Annotated in this window: 13 protein-coding genes; 5 read left to right on the forward strand and 8 right to left on the reverse strand. The window is 35.2% G+C overall.

What is annotated here, in order from left to right:
- Positions 1 to 15: 15 nt before the first annotated feature.
- Entirely contained in the window at positions 16 to 1,626 is a 1,611-nt protein-coding gene (locus JQC67_RS16880) for an aminopeptidase P N-terminal domain-containing protein (protein ID WP_203254088.1), read from the reverse strand.
- 113 nt (positions 1,627 to 1,739) lie between these two features.
- On the opposite strand from JQC67_RS16880, the gene gcvT reads away from it, so the two are divergent.
- From gcvT to JQC67_RS16905, 5 genes are all read left to right on the forward strand, one after another.
- Positions 1,740 to 2,825, forward strand: a complete 1,086-nt coding sequence (gene gcvT, locus JQC67_RS16885; protein ID WP_203254089.1) for a glycine cleavage system aminomethyltransferase GcvT — start codon at positions 1,740 to 1,742, stop codon at positions 2,823 to 2,825.
- Positions 2,825 to 3,739 carry a glutaminase gene (locus JQC67_RS16890; RefSeq protein WP_203254090.1) on the forward strand — a complete coding sequence of 305 codons (915 nt, stop codon included), beginning with the start codon at positions 2,825 to 2,827 and terminating at the stop codon, positions 3,737 to 3,739. The genes gcvT and JQC67_RS16890 overlap by 1 nt, the downstream gene beginning before the upstream one ends.
- On the forward strand, positions 3,740 to 4,564 hold the full coding sequence (locus JQC67_RS16895) for a sugar nucleotide-binding protein (protein WP_203254091.1): 825 nt from the start codon (positions 3,740 to 3,742) through the stop codon (positions 4,562 to 4,564). It abuts the gene before it with no gap.
- A gap of 15 nt (positions 4,565 to 4,579) precedes the next feature.
- Positions 4,580 to 4,870, forward strand: coding sequence for a 4a-hydroxytetrahydrobiopterin dehydratase (locus JQC67_RS16900; RefSeq protein ID WP_203254092.1), 291 nt, complete (start codon positions 4,580 to 4,582; stop codon positions 4,868 to 4,870).
- A gap of 140 nt (positions 4,871 to 5,010) precedes the next feature.
- A complete protein-coding gene (locus JQC67_RS16905) occupies positions 5,011 to 5,721 on the forward strand; it encodes a YebC/PmpR family DNA-binding transcriptional regulator (RefSeq protein WP_203254093.1) in 711 nt (236 codons plus the stop codon).
- A 70-nt stretch (positions 5,722 to 5,791) separates the two neighbouring features.
- On the opposite strand, the gene JQC67_RS16910 is transcribed toward JQC67_RS16905, so the two are convergent.
- The 7 genes from JQC67_RS16910 to JQC67_RS16940 form a co-directional block, all read right to left on the reverse strand.
- On the reverse strand, positions 5,792 to 13,651 hold the full coding sequence (locus tag JQC67_RS16910) for a BspA family leucine-rich repeat surface protein (RefSeq protein WP_203254094.1): 7,860 nt from the start codon (positions 13,649 to 13,651) through the stop codon (positions 5,792 to 5,794).
- Positions 13,652 to 14,002: 351 nt separating this feature from the next.
- Positions 14,003 to 14,683 carry a 1-acyl-sn-glycerol-3-phosphate acyltransferase gene (locus tag JQC67_RS16915; protein ID WP_317198381.1) on the reverse strand — a complete coding sequence of 227 codons (681 nt, stop codon included), beginning with the start codon at positions 14,681 to 14,683 and terminating at the stop codon, positions 14,003 to 14,005.
- Positions 14,613 to 15,740 carry an iron-containing alcohol dehydrogenase family protein gene (locus JQC67_RS16920; RefSeq protein ID WP_203254096.1) on the reverse strand — a complete coding sequence of 376 codons (1,128 nt, stop codon included), beginning with the start codon at positions 15,738 to 15,740 and terminating at the stop codon, positions 14,613 to 14,615. The genes JQC67_RS16915 and JQC67_RS16920 overlap by 71 nt, the downstream gene beginning before the upstream one ends.
- 4 nt (positions 15,741 to 15,744) lie before the next feature.
- The gene (locus JQC67_RS16925; protein ID WP_203254097.1) at positions 15,745 to 16,446 is read right to left on the reverse strand and encodes an HAD family hydrolase; all 702 of its coding nucleotides are present in this window, start codon (positions 16,444 to 16,446) and stop codon (positions 15,745 to 15,747) included.
- On the reverse strand, positions 16,437 to 17,150 hold the full coding sequence (kdsB, locus tag JQC67_RS16930) for a 3-deoxy-manno-octulosonate cytidylyltransferase (protein ID WP_203254511.1): 714 nt from the start codon (positions 17,148 to 17,150) through the stop codon (positions 16,437 to 16,439). The genes JQC67_RS16925 and kdsB overlap by 10 nt, the downstream gene beginning before the upstream one ends.
- 40 nt (positions 17,151 to 17,190) lie before the next feature.
- Positions 17,191 to 17,757, reverse strand: coding sequence for a DUF4126 domain-containing protein (locus JQC67_RS16935; RefSeq protein ID WP_203254098.1), 567 nt, complete (start codon positions 17,755 to 17,757; stop codon positions 17,191 to 17,193).
- Between the two features lie 84 nt (positions 17,758 to 17,841).
- Positions 17,842 to 19,281 (reverse strand): ATP-dependent DNA helicase, encoded by a 1,440-nt coding sequence (locus JQC67_RS16940; protein ID WP_203254512.1) that lies wholly within the window; start codon positions 19,279 to 19,281, stop codon positions 17,842 to 17,844.
- Between the last annotated feature and the right edge of the window lie 145 nt (positions 19,282 to 19,426).

Genomic DNA, 19,426 nt, shown 5'->3' on the forward strand with positions numbered 1-19,426 from the left:
CGGCTACTAAGTAGTCTAATCTAAACTTGGCAGTACAAATTTATCTAACGGGCTCGCTTTTTTCATCATCGCCTCAATGGCCTCAGTTGTTCTTGGTGCCATTTCAGAAAGATTAATAGGTCCATTTTCTGTAATCAAGATATCATCTTCAATACGAACTGCTATACCCCACCATTTTTTATCACAATCACTACCTTCAGGTATATAAATTCCGGGCTCCACCGTTATAACTGTGTTCGCCTTAAAAGGCCCATAAGTACCTTTATCATGCACATCAAGACCCAAATAATGCGAAGTACCATGTGGAAAATAAGTACGTGCCTCTTCAACTGTTTTTATAATACCAAGATCAACTAAACCTTGTGCAACAATTTCTGAAGCAGCCTGACCAGGCGCTTGAAAAGGAGCACCAACAACACTCGCTTTAATTCCCGCTTCTTGTGCTTTATAAACAATATCATAAATTTGCTTTTGTTCAGCAGAAAACTTTCCGTTTGCAGGAATGGTACGTGTAACATCAGCAGTATACCCATGGTATTCTGCACCCAAATCCATTAAAACCAAATCGTCACCGACTTTTGTTTTATTGTTTTCAATATAATGAAGAATACAACCATTATTTCCACCACCAACAATTGACGGATAACCTTCATATTCCGCACCATATTTTTTATATACATATTCATGTACACCTTGAATTTCTGTCTCAGACATATTGGGGTGCATTGCTTTCATAACTTCAATCTGACCCACACATGAAATTTCAATGGCCTTTTTTAAAAGCACCATTTCCTCTTTTGTTTTGGTTTCTCGTAGCGTATTCATTATTTCTGAAATGATAGCTGAGTTCAAATTATTCTTCTCAAGTTCTAGTGAAATCTTCCCTTTTATTTCATTTCTAAGATTGTCATCAGTTGCATTTATATATCCATTTAAAAGTTCATCGTTTTTTAAACTTTCATCTCTGGTTAAATAGCGTCCTAATCGTTGCGCCACGTTAGCACTATTTTCAATTTCGGTAGATTTAATCATGGTATAAATCTGCTGTTTAGTAGCAGAATAATCTACAGGATAATTTACTTTATCCTTAAAGCTCATTATCATATCGTATAAGTCAGCTTTATCACTTGTGTCTCGATAATCATTCTTAAAATCAAAAAATAAAATTTTATCAAACGATTCGAAGGCTATAGAATTACTTGAAAATTCACTCCCATTATAAGCCAATTCAAACCCTAACTTACTTTTTACCCCTTCTACGCCTAAACGTTTTCCATTCCACTGTTCTGCAGCAGGATCTCTTTCTTGTACATATATCATTTCATTATATGACTCTCCATCAGTATTTTTCTGGTTTTCAGAGAAAATTAGTAAAACTGCATTTGGTTCATTATAGCCCGTCAAATAATAAAAATCAGGGTCTTGATGATAGATATAATCTACATCATTTGCGCGGTTTCGTACAGCATTTGCAAACAAGACCGCTACACTATTAGCAGGCATCATTTTACGAACCAAAGCTCTGCGTTCTTTATGAAAATCAGCAGTTAGAAAATCAGTTGGTGTATCTTGAGCATGCCCAATTAAAAGATTTAGCATAAAAAAGACAAGTACAATATGTTTCATTATTATTTTCTTTAGCCCCGCAAAATACGAATTTCTCACATTGTTTAAGGATGGAATGAGAATCGCTGTCATTAATTTTCGATAAATTTACCTTTCAAAAATTAAAATAATCCATGAAGAATACTGCCTTAACAAAAACTCACGAAGCGCTAGGTGCCAAAATGGTTCCGTTTGCAGGATATAATATGCCTGTTTCTTATGAAGGCGTGAATGCTGAACATGAGACCATTAGAAACGGTGTTGGTGTCTTTGATGTTTCGCACATGGGTGAGTTTTTGATATCCGGTGAGAACGCCCTGCCTCTTATTCAAAAGGTTACATCTAATGATGCCTCTAAATTGACAATTGGCAAAGCACAATATAGCTGCTTACCTAATGAAACTGGAGGTATTGTAGATGATTTAATTGTTTATCGAATCAAAGAAAATCAATATTTGTTAGTGGTTAATGCATCTAATATTGAAAAAGACTGGGCTCATATTAGCAAATATAATACGGAGTTCAATGCAGAAATGCGCGACCTTTCAGAAAACTATTCGTTATTAGCAATACAGGGTCCGAAGGCAGTTGAGGCTATGCAATCTTTAACTTCAATTGATTTAGCAGCAATCAAATTTTATAATTTTGAAGTTGCTGATTTTGCAGGAATCGAACATGTTATTATTTCTGCAACTGGTTATACAGGGTCAGGAGGGTTTGAAATCTATTGTAAAAATGACGAGGTAAAACAAATTTGGGATAAAGTTTTTGAAGCCGGTGCTGAATTTGGTATCAAACCAATTGGTTTAGCTGCTCGTGATACATTACGCTTAGAAATGGGTTATTGTTTATATGGAAATGATATTAATGACAACACTTCACCATTTGAAGCTGGTTTAGGCTGGATTACAAAATTTACAAAAGATTTTGTCAATGCAGATGCCCTAGAAAAAGAAAAAAAACATGGAGCAGAACGTAAACTTGTTGCTTTTGAATTAGATGAAAGAGGCATACCTCGCCATGATTATGACATTGTAGATAGTCAAGGTAATAAAATAGGAATAGTCACTTCTGGTACTATGTCACCTTCATTAAGCAAAGGTATTGGTTTAGGATATGTGCCTAATATTTTCACGGAGGTTGGTAGCAAAATATATATTCAGATACGTAAAAAAGCCATTCCAGCAACGGTTGTAAAACTTCCATTTTATACCAATTAATGATTGATTATCAAGAGATTTTAGATGGTATTGCTAGTAATTGTTTAACAGCTACGGAGAAAGGTAAGATTGCCACTTATATTCCAGAATTATCAAAAGTAGATGATTCAAAATTCGGAATACATTTAGTGGACAACTCGAAAAATAATTACAGTGCTGGCGACTCTGATGAACTATTTTCAATTCAGAGTATTTCAAAAGTACTTTCACTTGGGCAAGCGATGAGTCTTGTTGGTGAAGACTTATGGAAAAGAGTTGATGTTGAACCATCAGGCGACCCATTCAATCATTTGTCACTTTTAGAAATGGAAAATGGTATTCCAAGAAATCCATTAATCAATGCTGGTGCTATTGTAGTAGCTGATATTCTAATTTCAAATTTAGAAAATCCTAAATTAGAATTTCTGAATTATGTTAGAGAATTAACCAATGATAACAGCATCAATTTTGATATTGAAGTTGCTAAATCTGAAAAAGAAACAGGGTATAGAAATTACGCTGCTGCCAATTTATTGAAATCGTACGGCAATCTAAAAAATGACGTTGAAACTGTATTAGATTTTTATTTTCATCAATGTTCACTTAAGATGTCTTGCAGTCAATTGACAAAAGCCTTTTATCCATTTATGAATAAGGGTGTATGCCAGCAAGGCAAAACTTTTTTGACTGTCAGACAAGAAAAACGAATTAATGCCTTAATGCTAACCTGCGGATTTTATGATGAAGCTGGTGAGTTTGCATTTGAAGTCGGATTACCAGGAAAAAGTGGTGTTGGCGGTGGAATTGTAGCCCTATTACCGGGCAAATATTGTGTAGCTACTTGGGCACCTGGCTTAAACGCAAAAGGAAATTCAAAATTAGGGATGGAAGCTTTAGAGAAATTGACCACAGCAACAGCGCAATCAATATTTTAAATGTTAAATACAAAAAAGGTTCTTATTTTGGGCGGTAGTGGTTTTCTTGGCCAATCTATTTACAAAGAACTATGTAAATATTTTGACACGTATGGCACTTATTTTTCAGCTAGAAAATCCTTTGAAGATAATAAACAATTTTCGCGGTATGACCTTCAAGAAGATGACATTTTTCAAATATTAGAAAAGGTACAACCGCAAATAATTATTTCGGCACTTCGCGGAAACTTTGCAGCCCAAGTACAAGCACACCAGCACATTGTAGAGTACATTTCTAAAAATGATTGTGCTTTATTCTTTTTATCGTCAGCAAATGTTTTTGATGCTTATAGCAAATATCCATCGTATGAAAATGATAAAACACTTTCTGAAAGTGTATATGGAAGATTGAAAATTAAAATAGAGAACATGTTATTGCGCCTTCCTAAAAAGAAAATGGCCATTTTACGTGTTCCAATGGTTTTTGGAAATGGATCGCCACGTATTAAACAAATGAAAAAGTTCATTTTAGATAATGAACCTATTGAAGTTTTTCCTAATCTAATAATGAACGTTACCAATGATGATAAATTAACGCAACAAATTCATTATCTTATCAATAGAAATAAAAGAGGGGTTTTTCATTTGGGTAGCAATGATCTTGTACATCACGAAGATTTTATTAAAGAAATAGTTAATCGAATTGGTAATTTTAATCCTATTTACAAAAGAGTATTTACTACCAATGAAGAACGTTATTTAGCAGTACTTCCAAAGGATTACAAACTACCAAAAAATTTACAAATCAATAGTCAAGAAATAATTGAACACCATTATACAAGTTAAACTTAATTTAAAAAAATGGAAAAGCTTACAACCACGGAAATAGAACAAAGATTAGTAAATATTCCAGGGTGGAAGTATACTGATAATTTAATTGAAAAGACTTTTACTTTTACAAACTTTAAGGAAGCATTTGCAATGATGACAAGAATTGCATTTGAATGTGAAGCGCAAAACCATCATCCGGATTGGAGTAATGTGTATAAAACGGTACATATAGCACTAAATACACATGATGCAGGCGGTGTAACGGAAAAGGACTTTTCACTAGCGAATGCAATTGAGAAGATAGTTACTGAGAACAAGTGATTTGTTTAAATATAATACGTCTAACTAATAATACAGTAGAGCAAAAATCTAACTTTTTGTTCTTATATTTTTGAATTTTAAGTAAGACTTGAACTTGAACTTGAATTTCTTAAATTTGCTATCAATCAAATAGAGTAATAATGGGAAGAGCTTTTGAATTTAGAAAAGCAAGAAAAATGAAACGTTGGGCAGCAATGTCTAAAGCATTCACAAGAATTGGTAAGGATATTGTTATGGCCGTTAAAGAAGGCGGTCCGGATCCTGATTCAAATTCGCGTTTACGTGCAGTAATTCAGAATGCCAAGTCGGTCAATATGCCAAAAGACAATATTGAAAGGGCTATAAAAAGAGCGACTGATAAAAATCAAGGTGATTACAAAGAAGTACTTTTTGAAGGCTACGCACCACACGGAATTGCAATTTTAGTTGAAACTGCAACTGATAATAATACCCGAACCGTTGCAAATGTTAGAAGCTATTTTAATAAATGCGATGGAAGTTTAGGCACCTCTGGTTCAGTTGAGTTTATGTTTGATCATACTTGTAATTTTAGAATTCCCGCAGAAGGCATTGATCCTGAAGAACTAGAATTAGAATTAATCGATTTTGGTGCAGAAGAAGTTTTTGTTGACGAAGACGGAATTTTAATTTATGCGCCATTTGAAAGTTTTGGAGATATTCAAAAAGAATTAGAAAATAGAAATCTTGAAATATTATCCTCAGGTTTTGAACGTATACCACAAGTTGTAAAACAACTTACTGAAGAACAAGTGGCGGATGTTGAAAAACTGCTCGAAAAAATTGAAGAAGATGATGATGTACAAAATGTGTATCATACAATGCAGGAATAAATAATACATTGATTAATAAAAAAGCGACCTAAATAGGTCGCTTTTAATCTTTCAAAGAAGAACTATTAATTTATTGTCGTTTTACTACCATTTGTTTTTGGTACGGCACTCCTTTATTGTCCACCATTTTAACAATATATGCCCCTTGTTGGTAAAAATTTACATCAAGTACATAATCATTACCGCTTTTAATATACTGCGGATTGTAGGACTCTATAATTCTTCCGGACATGTCAAATATTAAAATTTGTTGGATATCAATCGGTCTTTCAAAACTCGCTCGGGCTAGGTTAGAAACCTGATTCGGACTGATTTTTAAGGCATTCTCTGCCAATTCTTCTACAATAGTGAATGTAATTGACAATGGAATTCCCATATCACCTCCTAAATTATCTTCAGCATAGGGCGTGGCCGTTACGGTATATTCTCCATAGTCAAAATTATTACCAATATAATCGCCAATAGGTAAATCTCTGAATAAAGCAAAAGGCTCAAGGCTTTCGGTACGAACGGTACTTTGTTCACCTGATAATTCTAATCTAACACTTTCAACATCATTAGTAGTATTCGCTCGTATATCTAAAAACAAAGAACCAATCTCGCTAAGTCTAATTTCCATACCATCAACCAAATCAAAGTGCTCCGACTCATTTTCTGCATCCATTAAGGTGAAACCTAATACTGCCAAAGTCGGTGTAGAATCGATAAATTCAAAATCGATAGTAACTGTTTCACCTGAATCACCATTTAAGCTATTTTCAGTATAGGGAGTCCCTGATAAGGTATATTCTCCTAAGTCAAAATTATGCCCAATATAATCTCCTATTGGTAAATCTTGATATAATGCATACGGTGGTACACTTTCGCTTCGTGTTATACTTTGAGTTCCTAATAATTCAAAACCGACACTTTCCGTATCTGTTCCTGTTTCAGCACGAATATCTAAGTTCTGAGTTGGTAACGACGAAATATCGATTTGTAAACCATCTGTAATTGGGAACAAATCTTGCTCATTATCAGCATTAACCAACCAAAATGCAATAATGGTATTCTGGCTTTCAGCTTTTACAACAATCTCTTGAGTTGCGGTGTTGCTGCATTCTGTTATTGGATCGGTATATTTATATGTAATCTCATATGTACCTATACCTTCTGATGGATTGAACATTGCATTGGCAATACCATTGACACTATACTCCCCTCCTTCTGGCAATCCTCCCGAAAGGTCAAAAGCAGTATCTGTATCTAAAACATCTAAAAATGGATTCAATGTTACTTCTGGTGGTTCAGGATCTAAAATTTGGACATCAATTCTGATAGAACAACCATTTGAATCATAAACATTAGCCGAATAATTTCCAGCACTCAGTCCTGTTGCGGTTTCCCCTTCAAAAGAAAATGAGCTCCATGCAACCACATACGGTGGTGTACCCCCTGAAGGTATTATGGTTACATTACCACCTCCACCACAAGTTGTCGGATCTTCTGAAGTATAAACCGCAGTCAAACTAGCACATACTGGGTCGCCATCAACTAACTCAAAGTTAATTGCAAACGAATTTCCCATTTCTCCACCCAAACCATTTTCAGAATATGGTATAGCAGCTACAGTATACGCTCCTACAATAAAATCTTCACCAATATAATCACCTATTGGTAGATCTCTATATAAAGCAAAAGGCTGTAGACTTTCAGTTCTTGCCGTAGTCAAGGCACCGGCCAAAGAAATACGCACACTTTCAACACCTTCAGCGGTATTAGCGCGAATATCTAAATGCATTGTTGGCAAAGAATTAATATCAATTTGTTGATCTTCGGTCAAATCAAAAAGCGGCAAATTCGTATCTGCATTAATTAAAGTAAAACTTGTTACTCTATTTGTACTTTCTGGAACCACTGTAATTTCTTGAGTTGCGGTATTGATACATTTCGTCACCGGATTTTCATATGTATAGCTAATTTCATAGATACCTGGCCCACTTGGCTCGAATATTCCTGCTGATACTCCTTCACCAGAATATGCTCCTCCTTCAGGCATTCCCCCTGATAATAGGAAAGGAAGTTCATTCTCCGTTATATCTGAAAATGGATTTAGAGTTACTTCTGGTTGCTCAGGGTCTAAAATTTCAACATCAATTCTGATAGAACAACCATTTGAATCATAAACATTTGCCGAATAAATACCTGCACTAAGTCCTATTGCAGTTTCCCCTTCAAAAGAAAATGAACTCCATGCAACCAGATACGGTGGTGTACCACCGGAAGGAATAATAGTAACATTACCTCCTCCACCACAAGTTGTCGGATTTTCTGTAGTATAACTAGCTGTTAAACTTGAACAAGCAGGGTCGCCATCGACTAATTCAAAATTGATTGCAAATAGATTACCCATATCACCACCTAGTCCATCTTCAGCATAAGGTATTGCCGCAACCGTATAATTTCCTACAATAAAATCTGCCCCAATATAATCACCAATTGGAAGATCTCTATATAGTGCGAATGGTGTTAGGCTTTCTGTTCTTGCTGTTGTTAATGCACCATTTAAAGAAATCCGAACACTTTCGACATCATCGGTTGTATTGGCACGAATATCTAAATGTGTCGTTGGCAAAGTATTGATATCAATCTTTTGGCCCTCGGTTAGGTCAAAAATTGGCAAATCAGTATCTGCATTAATAAGTGTAAAACCAGTGATGCTTAAACTGGCGACATCGGGTAGAATAGTTACCGTTTGAGTACAAGTACCTATATTACCAGCAATATCTGTAATTGACCATGTAATAGTTGTTGTTCCTACAGGATAAGGTTGCCCAAAATCTATATTATCATCTCTAACCGCTGTTAGATCTGGTTGCAGTCCACAATTATCATCATGTTCTGGCGTAGGAATATCAATAATTACAGGTTCATTATTCACGGATACTTTTTCAATATTTTCTGAACAAACGAGCGTTGGCTCTTCATTATCTTTTACCGTAACCGTAAATGAACAGGTTGATGAATTTCCACTAGAATCGGTAGCAGTTACAGTTACGACTGTATCACCTTCTTGAAACTCAGTTTCTGACATAAAATCAGCACTAATGGTCACTTCACCACTATTATCGGTGGCAGTTGGTGTAAATTCTACTATAGCCCCGCACACTCCAAGATCATTATCTACAATTATATTAGCAGGACATTCAATTACTGGCGGTTCAAGATCTTCCTCAACTTCAACTATCACAGTCCATTCTGCCTCTAAGTCATTAGAAGTTGTAATAAAGTAGATTACAGGAGTACTAAAATCGTTTTCTTCACCAGAGGCTGGGTTTACAGTTGATCCTTCAGAAACCATTATAGTAGGAGTCAGTGCTGATAGATTCGTACCAAAAGGCACTTTCAACGTAACCGTATTCGCTTCTAAATCTATTTCTGTATCTCCAATTTGATTTGGAATAGAAAAAGCAGTTATATCGTTTGCTGCAGTTTGACCCGAAGTAATGGTAACAGTTTGAGTACATACCGCAATATTATTACTCGCATCAACCACTGTCCAAGTAATAATTGTATTACCAATTGGAAATTCATCTTCAAGACCTAAAGTATTGTCATCTAATCTTTCAAAAGTTAAAATTAAAGGGTCCGAACAATTGTCAGAAACAACTGGCGATTCAATATCTACAAATTGTGCACCCGTACCAATTATACTAATATCGCCCGAACAAGTAATCTCAGGATTTTCTTCGTCGATAACCGTTATAATTTGCTCACAAGGTTCTGATCTATTCCCAGCTTCGTCTATTGCTGTCCATGTTATTGTAGTGGAACCTTTTTGAAAAGGATCCGTTAGATTTAGATTATCACTTCTAACACCTTCAAATTCAATGATTTCGGAAACATTGTCGGTAGCTGTAGGTTCTAATAACGGAAAACTGGCTTCACAGCTATTTTCTTGCGTATTTATAGTTACTGGCTCAGGACAAGTAATTGTTGGAGCTTCATTATCTTCAATCTCATTTGGATTTCCTGGCGAACCTATGTCACCTTGTGCACTTTCATAGCTATTAAATAATGGAGTTTCTTCTTCTCCAAGTTCTGAACTGCTTAAAGACCAACTGCCACCTTCAGTATTATCAAATTCAAGTGCAATTAGAAAAATTGATTTACCATCTGCACCATTGGGCCATCCACTTCCAACATCATAAACCACTTGTTCAATAGTATTCAATTGATCTTCATTATCGCCCGAATATGCTTCAAAACTATCCCATATTCCTATGGAATCACCATCATTGTTTAAGGGTGGCCAATTAGCTACTCCAATAGCATCCGCCGTTCCCCAATCATGTTCAAATTGACCCTCAGGCAAATCATCATCATAAAGAATTACCGATTTATTCGGCATTAATAAGAATGAAGGAATATTTGCTGCACTAATCCCAGCAGCTGTATTATCATCTAGTACATACCCATCTAAATCAATAGCTTCGGATCCACTATTATAAATTTCAATCCATTCACCATCTGAGTTAGAGGTTGGATCGTACATTATTTCGGTAATTAAAAGAGAGGCCTCATTACACTTTAACCCACTATCATTAATAACCCAACCGAAATCACTTATAAGACTTTCTCTTGCATCTTCACTTAGACAATATTGACTGTTTCCGCCATCAAAATATATGTTTTCAGGTATTTTTGTTTCTCCAGATTCAATATCTAAAGTAACCCACCCAATAAGGGTATTATCATAATTTTGTAATGATAATTTTGATTGATCAAACATATTAATCATTCCTGAGGTTGGAAAATCTTGTCTTATATTACTGATATCCCATACACTTAAATCTTGATCAAAGGCTTGGGCGTTCCAAAACATACCCTGCATCTGACTAACGGAACTGACATCCCAATTGCCAATATTTTGATTAAAGCTTAGGGCATCGGTGAACATAAAACTCATTGATTTAACTTTACTTACATCCCAATTGCCAATATTTCTATTAAAGTCTTTTGCACCGAAAAACATTCTTGATGTATACAATAAGTTAGACGTGTCCCAACTACTTATATCACCATTAAAAGAAGAAGCTCTATTAAACATTGAGGTCATATTTTTGACATTTGAAACTAACCATGAATTTAAATTCTGATTAAAATTAAAAGCATTTCTAAACATCAAAGACATATCTTTTACATTTGAAACATTCCAACCTGATATATCTACATTAAATAATAACGCTCCATCAAACATGCCATCCATATTAGTTACATTAGAAACCTGCCAATCTGAAATATCAGCATTAAAAGAAGACGCCCCATTAAACATATCTCCCATTAATTCAATAGAAGAGACATCCCATTTATTAAAATTATCATTACCAACTAGGGATTCACAACCCTCAAAGAGACTTTCTAAATCAAGTTCTTCTAATTCTGACAAATCAGGAGCGTCATTAGCTACCACATCAAGGTTTACAAATCCTTTAAAAGTACTTGTCATTAATTTCCATTTCTCACTACCCCACTGATTTATCTCAATTAATTTCTCCTTCTCTAGGTCAAAATTTATTGAATTTAGCTCTCCTTTTACTTTTACTACATAAGTCCCTGGGTTATCATAGGTATGTATTGGAGCTCCATTGATAATAGTTTCAACGGTTCCGTCACCCCAATCGATATCAAAGGGAGTCCCATTAATAGCTAACTCTAGACTATTTGGACCTGACCCAAAAGGTGCATTGTTCTCGGTTTTCCAAGTGGTTATAAAAGCACCCGAAAAATCGATGGTACTAGTACTAAGTAATACTACATCATTTCCATCTCCACCTTTATAGCTTATAGTACCTATAAAATCATCGTTTATGGCCGCACCTTCGGCAAGATCAGCAAATGTGCCATTTACTGCATCTGTACCATCATTATCGATTATGATTAATTCATCACCAGGGTTACCCATGTAGTTAAATCCAATTTCTCTATTGATATCAAGCAAAGCACCCCCTAATTCAACGGTACCTGTTACCTTTATCTGGTCATGACCATCTAATGCTCCTGCTACGGGTCCGTTAACCTCGACATCAAAGGCAGCGTCGGCCCCTAGGGTCAGATTGCCGGTATTCAATATACCCGGACTGGTACCGGGAGCAATGGTCGAGAAGTCGCTCATATTCAAGGTTCCCAAAAGGGTGCCTGTACCCACAATGGCCGATCCGTCAAAGAAATTGGCTTCAGTAATCACTTCGGTAGTTAAACCATTTGTGTCGTATTCACTATCACCATTAATAATAAGGGCATTTAATACTAAAACGCTCGATCCAGTGTTAAATACTCGTACATCAGTATTTCGTACAGTTAGATTATTACCGTCGCCAGTAAGACTGAGACTTGAATCAATCGACAATGTGTTCAGACCAGCTGCACCATCAATTTCAATTCCTTTGGTAATAGTCACCAATGGTACTTCAACAGTGTTGGCATCTATTTGTATTACCCCATCTCCAGAAACGGCTATAGGAACCGTATTACTCAATACCAAATTAACACCATTTAGTGAAAGTGTAAAGTTATCATCATTAGGCTCGCCTATTGAATCTTCAACAGTAAGGGAACCATCAGGGTTTAATGTTGCTTGGGTTTCTTCACATAATTTACCCCCATCGGTAATAATCCAATTGAAACTATCGATTAGGTTTTGGCGTTGGGTTACGCTATTACAATATTGGCTGTTTCCACCATTGAAAGTAATATTGGTCGGTACCTGGGTTTCGCCGGTTTCCAAGGTTGCCCAACCGGTAAGTGTGGCATCATAATTAGCCGTAGAGAGTCCGGCATTTGTGAACATATCTTCAGCGGTTGTTAATCTTTCTATATTCCAAGCTCCCAAATCTTGATCAAATTGTAACGCATCTTGGAACATACGGCTGAAAACAGTATTATTGACTGTATTCCAGCCACTTAAATCTTGACTGAAAGATTGTGCATTTTGAAACATGCCCAACATGTTGGTCACATTGCCAACATTCCAAGAATTTAAGGGTTGGTTAAAGGAAACGGCATTCCAGAACATTACCTGCATGGTAGTAACATTACTAACATCCCAAGAGGACAAATCTTGGTTAAATTGAAATGCATTTCTGAACATTGCATTCATGCTGGTAACGTTGGAAACGTTCCAACTATTCAAAGGTTGATTGAAAATATCTGTCTCCGCAAACATTAGGTCCATATTGGTTACATTACTCACATCCCATGAACTTAAATCTTGATTAAAAGACCGAGTTGTTCTGAACATGTTGTTCATATTCAAAACGTTGCTAACATCCCAATTGTTTAATGGCTGATTAAAACTTTGTGCCTGAAATAATGTGGCTGACATATCCGTGACATTGCCTACATCCCAAGACCCGATAGGTTGATTAAACGCAGATGTTTGGAACATACCGCTCATATTAGTTATGGTGCTCACATCCCAATTTTCAAATGAGGGATTACCTTGCATATTAAAACACTGATAGAACATATCTGAAGTGTCATTCATATTGGAAAAATCAGGAATATCAGTGGCATTTACTTCGATGTTTTCACAAGAGAAAAAAGCACGATTCATTGAAGACCAAGGATTATCACCCCATTGTTCAACTGTTAATATCTTTAATCGATCGTCGGGAAACTCAAAATAAATTCTTGGAAAAAGGCCTGTAATACTTACTGTGTATGTTCCAGCCGAAGTATAAGTGTGAATAGCATCGCCCTTTTCATTAACAGTAGTACTTCCATCCCCCCAATCAACAGAATAATCATAAGTTTCACCTATAAAGGAGGGTATTGTTATGCTTTCATTGGTTGTAGTAGTGCGCCAAGTAGTTATGAACTCGTTTTGCGCATGAACATTCAAAAAAGAAAATAAAAATACTACTAGCATTGAAAAAGTAAAATTCTTCATAATGGTTAGGTTTTAGTTAAAACAGTTGTTGGTCTTAGAGGGGAAGAATATTCGGACCAATAAATTAGTACTCAAAATTTATGGATACACCGATTCTTATGGCATACCGTCACCATTTGATAAGTAGGAAAATTGTACTAAAATTTGGGAAGTGCGCATTTTCATTCGCGCCATTAAACTAAAACCAAGTGTTTGAAATTCTAAATAATTGTTGTGAACATTATAAAAATTGTTGCGAAGAATAGGAAGAACTGTTGTGGAAGAAATTTACTACAATAAAAATTACGCAAACCCGTAATGGTTTAATACACAGATCAGTACACGAATAAAAATTTTGCTTTATCAAAAAAATTAAAGGGAAGGCGTAGTAAAATTATTTTTTATTCTACCAGAAGTACCTTCATAGAAAGCTTTATATTTTTGGAAGTCATTTTCAATACTTTCAGATGTACTATGCGCTTCAGAAACTTTAACTTGCTTATTACCATAATCAAAGGCTACAAGAACAATAGGCACATCTGCTTCTTTGGCGATATAATAAAATCCTGTTTTCCATTGGGTAACTTTTTTACGCGTTCCTTCAGGGGCTAATGTCAAATGTATTTTATCAACTTTCTGAATTAAATCTGCACATGCTGTAACAAAATTATTATTCTTGGTTCTATCAACTGGCATACCACCCATCCATCGAAAATACCATCCGTAGGGCCATTTAAAAAGACTTCTCTTACCAACAAAATTGAATTCTTCATTCATAACCCTTCTAATTAAAAGGCCTAAGAAAAAATCTAAGTTACTAGTATGTGGAGCAACGATCACTACACATTTATCGATTTTAGGAAATGTACCCACTAGCTTCCACCCCATTAGCTTGTAGTATATAAACTTTGCTATTTGATGCATATTGAATGGCTCTAGTAAAATTAACTTTGTGTAACGCTGGTATTCAGCGATAATAAGCTTAAATCTTTCTATAAATAGATTTAAGCTTTTCAGGAGTAATGGTTTCTTTCCAGTTTTTGCCAATTGCATTTTCCCATAAAGGTTCCATTTTTAGAGCAACACTACAAAGTGTATCAAAATCATCTTCGGTTAAATCTTTGCAAATACCTGTTGGTAACTCAATTTGATGCTTTTGTTTCATCTCATTAAAAAGTGCGACACCCTCACCGTAAAACTCTTCTAAATGTTGAAATACCAAACAATTACCAATACCATGTTTAATGCCTAGTAAATATGAAAGTCCGTAACTCATGGCATGTGCAACACCAACCTGTGAATAAGCAATACTCATACCGCCATGCCAAGAGGCCATCATCAATTTTTCTCTTGATTCTAATGCTTCTAAATTTTCTAAATAAACTTCCTTACAAAGTTCAAGTGCCATTTCACCATAACTTTTACTGAAAGCGTTTAAATATGTACCATTTAAGGATTCTATACAGTGAATGTAACAATCCATACCGGTATAAAACCATTGATCTTTTGGAACACCAACTGTTACTTCTGGATCCAAAACAACTTGATCAAAAACTGTAAAATCAGAATTAATACCCAATTTTTTCTCAGGACCTAGTAAAACAGTAGTTCTTGAAACCTCTGCGCCAGTACCACTGATAGTTGGTACACCAATTTTATAAATTGAAGGTTTCTGAATTAAATCCCACCCTTGGTAATCTGCTGCACTACCTTTATTTGTTAATAGTAATGAAACTGCTTTTGCTAAATCTAGCAATGTTCCACCACCAATTCCCACAATTCCAGATGGCAGACTCGTGTACTTTTGCAAAATATCATGAACCAATTGATCAACTTGATTCGTTTTAGGTTCTTCTGCGGAAGAAACAAAAATCAATTCATCATTGAAAAGCAACGGAATTTTTTTTGCTAATTCTGTATTTTTAAATACGTCATCAACTAAAAAGATAAATGGTGCATCAGCATGTTTTCTCTGTGGAAGCAATATTTCGCCGAGCTGATTAAAACAACCTTTACCAAATATCACTTTAGGTACTTGCGGAAAATTTCTATGCTTAACCGCATTTATATTAGTTACTTCTTTTATATCGATATCATTTCTGACCTTCATAGACTTATTTCAAATATTTCAAAATATCTGTCAACTTATTTATCTTCAGATATTTATAATCATTTTTATCAACAGATACTTCCTCATGTTGCCAAGTAGTATGAAAAGGTATGTGAATAGCTTCAGCGCCAATATTTATAAGCGGTAATACATCTGATTTCAATGAGTTACCAATCATCAAAAACTCTTTAGTATCAATTTCTAAATGTTCAAGCAAATTCATATAATTCACCTCCTTCTTATCACTCAATACTTCAACATGATGAAAATAATGCAACAAATTAGAACGCTCTAACTTACGTTCTTGATCCAACAAATCGCCTTTTGTCAAAACAATCAGGCGATATTTATCTTTTAATTTAGCTAAAACTTCTTCAACACCCTCTAAAAGTTCAACTTCTTGATTAATCATTTCTTTACCAAGATTCAATATTTCAAGAATCGTTGCTTGCGAAATTTGATTATTCGACAACTCGAGGGCCGATTCAACCATAGAAAGCATAAAACCCTTTATACCATAACCATACAGTTCTAAATTCTTGATTTCTGTTTTAAAAAGCTCTTGATCTATTTTATTCTTGGTTTCATAACCCGTTAATAAGTCAGCAAATTTATCTTCGGCTTCTCTAAAATAGGTCTCATTAACCCATAAGGTATCATCCGCATCAAAACCAATGGTTTTGATTTTACTGTAATCTACCTCCATGCTGCTTTGGCCTTTTTTAAATCTTCGGGGGTATCTATTTCTATTCCACTAGCTGTGGTTTCAACCATTTTAATTTTTTTTCCGTATTCCAAATAACGGATAGCTTCAATTTTTTCAGTCGCTTCAAGTGACAGCATAGGCAAGCGTTGAAAATCCATCAAGGCATTTTTTCTAAATGCATAAATACCTTTGTGCTTATAGTATACAGTACGATCAGAAACAGCTCTCGGATGCGGTATTACCGAACGAGAAAAATACAAAGCAAAATTTCTATTATCTACAATAACCTTTACAGTATTGGGGTTTTCAATCTCTTCTTGATCGGTTATTTTAACCATCAAAGAAGCAAGATCAATTTCTTTTTTAGGGTCATCTTTAAACACTTCAAGAACACCTACTAAACTCTCACGATCAGTAAAAGGCTCATCACCTTGTACGTTGACAATTATATCAACATCCATGTTTTCAACTGCTTCAGCAATTCTATCACTACCACATTCGTGCTCTTTAACACTCATTAAGGCCTTCCCTCCTGATTTCGTAATAACATCAAAAATAGCATCGCTATCAGTTACTACAAAAACGTCATCAAACAAGTTTGTTTGAACGGCAGCTTCATAAGTTCTTAGGATAACCGGCTTACCAGAAAGATCTTGCATCAACTTAGCAGGAAATCTGGAAGCGGCATAACGAGCCGGTATCATTGCAATAATTTTCAATACACAATTTTTTAGTAGGATAAACTTATCCCTTTTTCGGGCGCAATTTACGGTATATGCTGAAAATAATAACCAATATAATGATTACTAAAATAACAGCCACCACGGGCACGAATATAGATGCAACGGTAACAACAGCCGCAGCACCAGTTTCTACGGTAGATACAATGGGGTTTCCTATACCACCAGTTGTGGCGGTTGAAGTCAATCTGCTGGTTGCACCAGCCCCTTTTATGGCTGTTGCTGTTCCACCACCAGCTATAATAGCTAAAGCCCAGGTAACAACGGGATCTAAATTGGCAACGGTTGAAACCATTACTGCAGTACCTGCTATTGCTGCCAACGGTACCGCAAAACCATCTAACAGGTTATCAACCCAAGGAATAAAGTATGCAAATATTTCAAAAATTGTAGCTGCACCTAAGGTAAGTACTGCAGCCAAGCTGCCGACCCACTGCCAGCTTTCATTTAAATCCCAAATATTAAAATAAGATGCTAAGCTTAACGCAAACAAGGGAAGAAAAACTCGAAAACCTACAGATGCCGCTAGGCCTATCCCTAAGAAAATACTTATTATTGTTTCTGATGTCATTTTAATATAGTGTTCTAAATTCTATTGATAAGATGCAAACTTCATTCCAAAAAAGTGCATAAAATGAACCTTTACGAATTTAATCTATTCATTCTCAACAAAAAAATCGTTCTGAAAACCTATAAGATATAGTTGTTTTTTAGCACGTGTAACCGCAGTATAAAGCCAACGCAGATATTCTTTTCCTGGCCCTTCTGGTAAATAAGGCTGTTCTACAAAAACAGTATTCCATTGACCGCCTTGAGATTTATGACAAGTGATTGCATAAGAAAACTTTACCTGTAAGGCATTGAAGTATTTATTATTCTTGACTTTTAAGAATTTTTTATACTTAGATGTTTCATTTTCGTAATCTTTCATCACCTCTTGATACAATAAATTTCCATCTTCATAAGAAAGTGACGGTGTAGTAGATTGTATAGTATCAAGCATTAAAACTGTTTCAAAAGACCCTTGGTTCGGATAATCAACTAATTGCACTTTTACCTCGGCAAATTTGAATCCGTAAAGTTCTTTAATGGCAAATATTTCAAGAACTTCTAAAATATCTCCATTAGCAATAAAACCAGCCTCTGACGTAGGTTCTAACCAGAAATAGTTATTCTTTACGACCATCATATAGTCACTTACAGCCAATTCACTCTCAAGAAATAAAATTTGATTGCGAATATTGCCATTATATAGGTTAGCTCTTTTATTAGAGCGAACAATAAAAGCCGTTTCTTCTTTACCATTTTGAGAATACGATTGTTCTATAGCATCTTGAATTTCATAACCATCAACTAACCGGACAATATCCTTATAACCAGCTACATCAAATTTAAATGACGTATAAAGTTCATCTTGTAATTGTTTTCGTATTTGTGTGGCATTAGTTAAAATTCCAGAATCTTCTGCTTGTCGCACCACTTCGGTTAACTCTAGGCCTACTACTTCTAAATCGTAATTTCTATGAATTTGATCCGCATCAAGAGCCGGACTCAACTCTAACTTAACTGGTGGTAATTGCGCGGTGTCACCTATTAAAATTAATTTACAATTGAGTCCTGAGTGTACGAATTGTATCAAATCATCAAGTAAAGATGCATTTTCTCCAAATTTAGAATCTGTCGACCTATCCGGAATCATTGAAGCCTCATCCACTAAAAACACAGTATTTCTATGTTTGTTTGGTGCTAACACAAATTTGACACTTCCACCATTATCCTTCTTAGGCACATAAATTTTTCTGTGGATTGTATATGCTCTTGTTTTAGAATAATTAGACATCACTTTTGCCGCCCGCCCTGTGGGTGCCATTAAAACAGACTTTAACTTATAGGCCCATAAACTATTTACGAGTGTACCTATTATTGTTGTTTTACCGGTTCCGGCGAAGCCTTTAAGTAAGAATATGTGTCTACGTTCTTTAGAAATTAAGAAAGAAGAAAGTTCTTGTAAGGCCAACATTTGAATTGGTGTAGGCTCATGCGGAAAACTTTTAATCATTAATTTATGTAAAGAACTGTCGGCCAAAGATTCCATAAAATCAAAGATAAGGTGATTTAATACGCTTTTCAATATCAAATGAATTTAGAACATATATAAAGTAAGACGTAGATAACAATAGGTTTTTATGCAAAAAAAGTAGGTTTAAAATCGATCGTAAAAAATTAGGCGGTTTGCAAAA

The organism is Aurantibacter crassamenti, from assembly GCF_016811105.1.
In the GTDB taxonomy this organism is placed as follows: domain Bacteria; phylum Bacteroidota; class Bacteroidia; order Flavobacteriales; family Flavobacteriaceae; genus Aurantibacter_A; species Aurantibacter_A crassamenti.